This window comes from Nitrospirota bacterium, assembly GCA_016212185.1.
In the GTDB taxonomy this organism is placed as follows: Bacteria; Nitrospirota; Thermodesulfovibrionia; order UBA6902; family DSMQ01; genus JACRGX01.
The window spans coordinates 1-7423 of sequence record JACRGX010000018.1 but is presented as its reverse complement, the minus strand read 5'-3'; the positions used below and the strand labels follow the sequence as shown (position 1 = coordinate 7423).

Genomic DNA, 7423 nt, shown 5'->3' with positions numbered 1-7423 from the left:
CGCTTCAGTTTCATCCTGAGGTTGTGCATACTGCAAATGGTACAAAAATTTTAAAAAATTTCGTGTTCAACATCTGTAAGTGCAAACCAAAATGGACGATGAAGTCTTTTATTGACACAGCGACAAATGAAACAAAGGAAAAGGCGGGCAGAAGCGGCGTTGTGTGCGCCATAAGCGGAGGAGTTGATTCAGCGGTTACTGCCGTGCTGATGCATAGGGCCATAGGGAAACAGCTTGCCTGTATTTTTGTTGATAATGGAGTTTTGCGGGAGGGGGAGGCAAAAAAGGTTGAGGATACCCTGAGAAAGCATTTTCACATGAACATAATTACAGTTGATGCATCCAAAAGATTTTTGAGAAAACTCAAGGGCGTCGCAGACCCCGAGAGAAAAAGAAAAATTATAGGCAATGAGTTCATAAGGGTTTTTGAGGAACAGGCAAAAAAATTAAAGGGTGTGAAATTCCTTGCTCAGGGGACCTTGTACCCCGATGTCATAGAAAGCACATCATTTAAAGGCCCTTCAGCTACCATTAAGAGCCATCATAATGTCGGCGGGCTTTTAAAGGATATGAAGCTTAAGCTTATTGAACCGCTCAGGGAGCTTTTTAAAGACGAAGTGAGGGTACTGGGCAGAGAGCTCGGCATGCCTGACGAGATATTAAGCCGTCATCCGTTCCCCGGTCCGGGCCTTGCAATAAGGATTATCGGCGAGGTTACGCCTGAGAGGTGCGGCATATTGAGGAAAGCGGATGTGATAGTGCTTGAAGAAATAAAAAAGGCAGAACTTTATACGGAATTGTGGCAGGCCTTTGCAGTCCTGCTTCCTGTAAAGACAGTCGGTGTAATGGGCGATGAACGGACCTATGAAAATGTCATTGCAGTAAGGGCGGTGAAGAGCCTTGACGGCATGACCGCTGACTGGGCAAAACTGCCTTATGAAGTTTTAGAAACCATTTCAAACAGGATAATAAACGAGGTTAAGGGTATAAACAGGGTTGTCTTTGACATAAGTTCAAAACCGCCCAGCACTATTGAATGGGAATAAAAAAATTTAATTATCTTATTGCAAATATTCCCTTGACACCCTGAGTATTTTTGGGTTTATAATAGGCAACTACAAAAAAAGAAATTTACCACAGAGGTCACTGAGAATTTTTTATTGCAAAATTATCAATTATCATTTCAAAATGCAAATTTTAAATGTTAAATTTGCAATGACAAATTTACAATGAATATTTTAATAAAGACAGGAGGTTCTGAATGAGATTAATATTATTTTCTTTGCTAACTGTTTTTGCAGTTTTTGTTTCCCATCCTGCATTTGCTGGAACTGCAGCGACCATTGATGAACTTGTGGCGCCTTATGATTCGTCAAAATGCGGTGAATGCCATGACGACATCCACAAAGATTGGGCTGGTTCATGGCATGGCAAATCAATTGTAGACCCGCGCGTTCTGAAGACTTTTAAAACCTTTATTTTGAGCGGGCTTGATAAATCAAAGGCAGCCAGAAAAGATCTGAAGGATGTCTGCCTCGGCTGCCATGCCCCGCAGATAAGGGATGCCTCGGATGAACTTGTCGTAAAAATTTCAGATATGATAATAACTGCTGTGGATGACAAGAACGAGGCAAAAAGAGAAGCGGCGAAGAAAGAACTTGCTAAACTTAATATTAATTGCATAGCATGTCATAACTTATATGCGGTTCCTGATGGCAATCCTCAACCAAAAACTATCTATGGGACAGGGAAGGCTCAGGACACTACTCCTCACAAGGATGAGATTGGATTTAACTCGGTAAAATCTGAATATTTTAAGACATCCAAGTTCTGCGGTAAATGTCACGGCTGTGAACTGCCTTCAAAGGAATGTCCGACAATATACTCAAGCTACGAAGAGCATTATCTGATGCATGGCGGTAAGGAAACCTGTCAGGGCTGTCACATGAAGGAAGCAAGCCATAAGTTCCCGGGCATTTACGAAAAGGATTTTGCAAAAGATGCTGTTGAAATTAATATTTCGGCAAGTCCTACGGAATATGTTTATCACCTTGAAAACAGAATAGTACCGGGGCTTGTCATGAATATTAAGCTGACAAACCACTCAGGGCACGGAATACCCCATGGCTGAATATACTTCCCAAAAACGGCACTGGAAGTGACCGTGAAAGACCAGAGCGGCAAACAGGTATTTTCCAAGACCAGGGAATATGAAGTCTATGATTTTCATTTCAAGCACAACAAGGAAGGTTATCTCGGGCTTAACAACTGGGATATAACTGCGATGGATCACGTATATGACGCCCTTGAACCTGGAAAGACTGAATCGTTTACCTATGTAATTCCTCTTACCGAGGGCACAAAATCAGTTGACATAGACGCGAGTTTTGTATATAAATATGAGTCAGGCCAAGCTGCTGTTGTGAAAAAAGAAACTAAAAAGGTTGAATTTACTAAATAAACAGGCATCAGGACCCCGGCCTTTTCCATGCCGGAGCCTGTGTCTGAATTACAGTATTGACAAAAATAAATGCATTTTAGTATTCTTAAGGTAAGTTAATTCTTCTTTTTGCTTTAAACAAATCCCATTTTTTTATTGAAAGGTAAAACCTCACAACAAATCATTGACCGGGAAGTATATTTTTATTCTTAATGAATAAATTTCTCCGCTCTACCCTATGGATTGTAGACGAGTCGCAGACAAGGAAAAAAGAAAATATCGGAGATTCGTTCCGAACAAATCTGATTAGGCACAATCAAAACTAAGGAGCAGGTATGAACATTTCAGAATTAAAAGAAAAAACAATTGACGAGCTTACTAAAATGGCGCGTGAACTCAGCGTGGACGGCGCAAGAGGGCTCAGAAAACAGGACCTGATTTTTGCGATACTCCAGGCGCAGACTGAAAAGACAGGGCTGATATTCGGAGAGGGCGTGCTTGAGATTCTACCCGACGGCTTTGGCTTCCTCCGCTCCCTTGATTACAGCTACCTGCCCGGTCCGGACGATATATATGTTTCGCCTTCGCAGATAAGGCGGTTTAATCTGAGGACCGGCGATCTCGTAACAGGTCAGATTAGACCCCCAAAGGAAAGCGAGCGTTACTTTGCCCTGCTTAAGGTTGAAGCCATAAATCACGAATCCCCGGAGGAAAATGTTGACAGGCCGCTTTTTGATAATCTTGTCCCATATTATCCCACTAAACGCCTTAAACTTGAATACGAAAAAGAAGATTATTCCACAAGGGTCATGGATTTAATTACGCCAATCGGCATGGGGCAGAGGGGCATGATTGTCGCGGCGCCGAGGACAGGCAAGACGATGCTCCTCCAATCCATTGCAAAGGCGGTAAAGAAAAATCATGCTGACGTGCACCTGATAATACTTCTGATTGATGAAAGACCGGAGGAAGTCACTGACTGGAAAAGGCAGGTGCCCGGCGCTGAAATAATAAGCTCAACCTTTGACGAGCCGCCTCATAGGCACTGTCAGGTGTCTGAGATGGTTATTGACAGGGCCAAGAGGCTTGTTGAGACAAGAAGGGATGTGGTAATCCTTCTTGACTCAATGACACGTCTTGCAAGGGCGTATAATGCGGTTATCCCTGCAAGCGGAAAAGTTCTGTCCGGCGGTCTTGACTCCAATGCCCTTCAGAAGCCTAAGAGATTTTTCGGAACCGCAAGAAATATTGAAGACGGCGGGAGCCTTACGATCCTTGCGACCGCGCTTGTTGACACGGGAAGCAGGATGGATGACGTCATATTTGAAGAATTCAAAGGCACGGGCAATATGGAGCTTCACCTTGACAGAAAACTCGTGGACAAGAGAATATTCCCGACCATTGACATAAACGGCTCAGGCACGAGGAAAGAAGAGCTTCTTGTTGAGAAAGAAGTCCTTAACAAGATGTGGATTATAAGAAAGGTGCTTACCCCTCTCAGCACTGTTGAGAGCATGGAATTCCTCCTTGGAAAACTTACCGGCACAAAGAGCAATAAAGAGTTTCTGGATATGATGAATAAATAGTGCAAAAAATAATGTCAAATGTCAAAGCTCAAAGATCAAATAAAATCCAAAGTTCAAATATAATGAATAGGGGCATAATATTTTTTTGACAATGTTTTGACATTTGGACTTTGATATTTGTGCTTGTAGTATTTTTATACCGGGCAGATTATTTTGTTTAGTGCCTCTGTAAGCTTGAGGTTCTCCGAATAATCAACAGGGCAGTCAATTACCGCAGGCGCTTTTTGCAGCAATGCATCTTTCAGAATTGGAGCAAGTTCATCTTCACTTTTTACTCTGTACCCTTTTGCGCCGAAGGACTCTGCAAATTTAACAAAATCAGGATTTCCAAAGCGGCAGCCGAACTCTTTCCCGAATTTATTTATCTGCTTCCATGCGATAAGCCCGTAGCCTCCGTCATTTAGTATAAGGCACACGATAGGCAGGTTCAGCCTTACCGCTGTCTCAATCTCCTGAGCGCTCATCATAAATCCTCCGTCCCCACAGACTGCAAGAATCTTTTTCCTGGGATAAAGCATCTTTGCCGTTATTGCAGAGGGGAGCGCAAAACCCATAGACGAATAGCCGTTTGAAATTATTGCCGTGTTCGGTTCATAGACAGGATAAAACCTTGCAATCCATATCTTGTGCGCGCCGACGTCGCTTATCAGAATATCATCTCTTCCGAGACTGCTCCTGATTTCTCGGATAATTTTAAGGGGTTTCAGGGGAAACCCTTTGGAGGAAAAATCAAAAGAAAAGTTGATAATCTCTTTCAGTTTTTTGTCATAAACATAGTCTTTCTGAAAATCCGCGTGTTCTGTCAGCATCCTGAGGGTGGAAGCGATGTCTCCTGTAAGTTCAATAGCCTCATAATGCGCATCAACATCTGCAGGGGTAAAATCTATATGTATTATTTTTTTATCCCTGTTTGGATTAAAATATTTTGCGCTGCATTCAACCGGGTCGTAGCCGACGGCAATAATAAGGTCGGCCCTGTCAAAACCGCATGAGACGTAATCCCTCAACTGCAGGCCGTATGCCGAGAGGAAAAACTCGCTGTCTGCAGGTATTGCTCCTACACCCATAAATGACGCTGCAACCGGTATGCGGACTTTTTCAACGAACTGTCTTAAAATTTCAGATGCTTTTCCCCTTAACACACTGTTTCCTGCGAGGATTACCGGATATGTTGCCTCTTTAATTGCCTGCACAGCATTATGTATTAATGAAGGTTCAGGTTCAGGATAATTTATTTTCAGGGGCGGTATCGGCGTATCAGAGGTATTTTCCACTGCAACATCCTCCGGGAGTTCTATGTGCGTTGGTCCGGGTTTTTCCACTGCCGACAGCCTGAATGCCTTTCTAATAATCTCCGGGATGACTGAGGCCCTCTCAATTCTTGCATTCCATTTGGTTACAGGTTTAAATATTGAAACTATGTCAACGTACTGATGCGATTCCTTATGAAGTTTTGGTAAATCCAACTGTCCTGTAATGGCAACTACCGGAGAGCGGTCAAGATATGCGTCTGCAATGCCGGTAATGAGATTGGTGGCCCCGGGTCCAAGGGTGGCAAGGCAGACACCCGGATGTCCTGTCAGCCTTCCCCAGGCATTTGCCATGAATGCGGCGCCCTGTTCATGTCGTACCGGAATGAAATTAATTGATGAATTGCTTAATGCGTAGAGGAGATCAATGTTTTCTTCGCCGGGAATGCCGAAGATATGGGTGACGCCTTCTGCTTCAAGGCATTTTACCAATAATTCAGATGCATTCATCTATTAACCTCAAGGGGATTGTTTATAAGGTATTTTACATCAATTCCCTGAAATCGTGTATTACTGAAAATTCCTGCGATTTTTTCGGCTCTGCCATTGAATTTGCCGTGGCCTTTAAAAGCAGATATTTAATACCGTATGCTTTTGCGGTTATCAGGACATCCTCTGTGTCATCAATAAAAAGCGTTTTTTCTTTATCAAATTTTAAAATCTTCTGCGCCTTATGCCAGAACTCAATATCCTCTTTCGGATAGCCTGCATCAAAGGAGCAGAGCACAGAATCAAAGTATTTGCCTATCTGTGTTTTTTTAAATTTTATATTGACGGTTTTATAATGGGCATTTGTCACAAGGAATATTTTTTTCCTGTGTTTTCTTAACATCTTTAAAAAATCTATAACATGAGGGTGCACCTCAATAAGGTGCCTTATCTGCTCCTTTAACGCAGGGATGTCAAGGTGAAGCTCCCTGGACCAGAAATCTATGTCGCACCAGTTCAGCGTCTTTTCATGCGATTTGTAAGTCTTGTAAAGCAGGTCCTTTGCCGCGCCAAAGGTCATGTTGTGCTTTTCAGCATATTTTTCCGGCACGAGATGACCCCAGAAATAATCATCAAAATAAAGGTCCAGCAAGGTGCCGTCCATGTCAAGCAGGACATATTTAATGTTTTTTAAAGGGATGGTCTTGGGCATTTTTTGTAAAATATTTTAACATTTTTTGTTTGAAATCAGTTATTCTATTGCTTAATCTTATATAAAAGAATATAATTTTTTCATATTCTTTTAAACTAAAAACTGGGGAGTGCAATGCACGGGATTATTTTTCTGGAACTGCAAAAATATGTTACTGCTATGCTCGGCAATGACGCATGGAATCAGTTGATGAATAAAGCAGGAATTAAACAGAAAATATATCTGTGCAGTGATGCATATCCCGATCAGGAGATAATTGCGCTTGTTAGTGCTTTTTCAAAGGGCACCGGTGAATCAGCAACTGCCCTGCTTGAAGATTTCGGCAAATTTATCGTGCCGGCGCTTTTTAAGATGTACAGGGTTTTAATCAAGCCTGAATGGAAGACCCTTGATGTAATAGAGCATGCTGAGGGAACTATTCACAAGGTGGTGCGCATTAGAAATGCCGGTGCGCATCCCCCTGCGCTTAAATGCACCCGCCTGAGTCCCGGAGAGGTTGTTATAAACTACAACTCGCCCCGTAAGCTGTGCGCGTTGGCAAAGGGTATCGCGCAAGGGATCGCCGCTTACTTTAATGAACGGATTAGTATTAATGAAAAGACCTGCATGCTTAAAAATGCTGACAGCTGCAGTATATCTATAAAACTGGAAAAACACTGAAACTATTTTCATCATTGCTTTTAGTCTGCAGGTATAGATATCTTCAAAATCTTTAGAACGCAACAGGATTATTAAATATCATGTTGCAAACTTTAGAGTTTTATCTTTAAACCGACATCCCTAAAAGGCAACATGACATTTTGCGGTGTTGCTCTAAAGTTTTTTCAGATACCCATACCTGCTGAATTAAGCACTTATTCATACGCATAGGACAGCAGGGATGGATGCCTGAGAAATTTCAGGGCAGTACATTAGAGTCATGCTGCCTTTATAAATAGCCTTGCGG

The 7423-nt window shown here is 42.3% G+C and carries 7 protein-coding genes; 5 read left to right on the top strand and 2 right to left on the bottom strand.

The features are described 5' to 3' along the window. From guaA to rho, 4 genes are all read left to right on the top strand, one after another. The coding region (gene guaA / locus HZA10_01655; protein MBI5195008.1) for a glutamine-hydrolyzing GMP synthase at positions 1-1046 on the top strand (1046 nt) is incomplete at its 5' end. 215 nt (positions 1047-1261) lie between these two features. Next, positions 1262-2131: a hypothetical protein gene (locus HZA10_01650; GenBank protein MBI5195007.1), complete on the top strand. Its 870-nt coding sequence runs from the start codon at positions 1262-1264 to the stop codon at positions 2129-2131. 33 nt (positions 2132-2164) lie between these two features. Next, positions 2165-2461, top strand: a complete 297-nt coding sequence (locus HZA10_01645) for a hypothetical protein (protein MBI5195006.1) — start codon at positions 2165-2167, stop codon at positions 2459-2461. 314 nt (positions 2462-2775) lie between these two features. Continuing rightward, positions 2776-4026, top strand: coding sequence for a transcription termination factor Rho (gene rho, locus HZA10_01640; protein MBI5195005.1), 1251 nt, complete (start codon positions 2776-2778; stop codon positions 4024-4026). A 134-nt stretch (positions 4027-4160) separates the two neighbouring features. On the opposite strand, the gene HZA10_01635 is transcribed toward rho, so the two are convergent. Next, positions 4161-5786, bottom strand: a complete 1626-nt coding sequence (locus HZA10_01635; GenBank protein MBI5195004.1) for an acetolactate synthase large subunit — start codon at positions 5784-5786, stop codon at positions 4161-4163. Positions 5787-5820: 34 nt separating this feature from the next. After that, positions 5821-6477, bottom strand: a complete 657-nt coding sequence (yrfG, locus tag HZA10_01630) for a GMP/IMP nucleotidase (protein ID MBI5195003.1) — start codon at positions 6475-6477, stop codon at positions 5821-5823. 114 nt (positions 6478-6591) lie between these two features. Here yrfG and HZA10_01625 point away from each other — a divergent pair, with 114 nt between their 5' ends. After that, positions 6592-7137, top strand: a complete 546-nt coding sequence (locus tag HZA10_01625) for a heme NO-binding domain-containing protein (protein MBI5195002.1) — start codon at positions 6592-6594, stop codon at positions 7135-7137. The last annotated feature ends 286 nt before the right edge of the window (positions 7138-7423 follow it).

Excerpts from the sequence above, each read along its gene's own strand:
- HZA10_01625 (MBI5195002.1), top strand. The coding sequence starts at position 6,592 with ATGCACGGGATTATTTTTCTGGAACTGCAAAAATATGTTACTGCTATG.
- HZA10_01635 (MBI5195004.1), bottom strand. The coding sequence starts at position 5,786 with ATGAATGCATCTGAATTATTGGTAAAATGCCTTGAAGCAGAAGGCGTC.
- HZA10_01650 (MBI5195007.1), top strand. The coding sequence starts at position 1,262 with ATGAGATTAATATTATTTTCTTTGCTAACTGTTTTTGCAGTTTTTGTT.
- yrfG (MBI5195003.1), bottom strand. The coding sequence starts at position 6,477 with ATGCCCAAGACCATCCCTTTAAAAAACATTAAATATGTCCTGCTTGAC.
- rho (MBI5195005.1), top strand. The coding sequence starts at position 2,776 with ATGAACATTTCAGAATTAAAAGAAAAAACAATTGACGAGCTTACTAAA.